This window comes from Parafrankia sp. Ea1.12, from assembly GCF_900465275.1.
GTDB classification, from domain to species: domain Bacteria; phylum Actinomycetota; class Actinomycetes; order Frankiales; family Frankiaceae; genus Parafrankia; species Parafrankia soli.
The window spans coordinates 1-505 of the sequence record NZ_UBIZ01000111.1 but is presented as its reverse complement, the minus strand read 5'-3'; the positions used below and the strand labels follow the sequence as shown (position 1 = coordinate 505).

General features: G+C 70.5%; 1 protein-coding gene. It reads right to left on the bottom strand.

Annotation, left to right across the window (positions count from 1 at the left end; translation table 11 throughout):
• Positions 1-505 (bottom strand): PLP-dependent transferase (locus FMEAI12_RS02530; RefSeq protein ID WP_200835164.1); only part of this gene is annotated, 505 nt, incomplete at both ends.

The following is a 505-nucleotide window of genomic DNA, read 5'->3' as shown; positions in this document are numbered from 1 at the left end:
GACCAGCCGCTGTGCCGCTCCATCCGCAGTGACAGCGTCTCCAGGCCCTGCAGGAACAGGAAGGAGTTGAGCGGCGCGACGGCCGGGCCGAGGTCGCGCAGGAGCTGCACCCGGGCCTTGGCGATGTAGCTGCCGTGACCGAGGGCGTCCCAGTAGACCAGGCCGTGGTAGCTCGGGTCGGGGGTGGTGAAGTTCGCGAACCGCCCGCTGGCGCCGTAGTCGAACCGGCCGCTGTCGACGATGATCCCGCCGATCGAGGTGCCGTGGCCGCCGATGAACTTGGTCGCCGAGTGCACGACGATGTCGGCGCCGTGCTCGAACGGCCGGTACAGGTAGGGCGTCGCCAGGGTGTTGTCGATGATCAGAGGTATCCCGGCCTCGTGCGCGACGGCCGCGACGCCCTCGGTGTCGAAGACGTCCCCGCGCGGGTTGCCGATCGTCTCGCCGTAGAAGGCCCGCGTCTCGGGGCGTACCGCGGCCCGCCAGGCGTCAAGGTCGTCCGGGT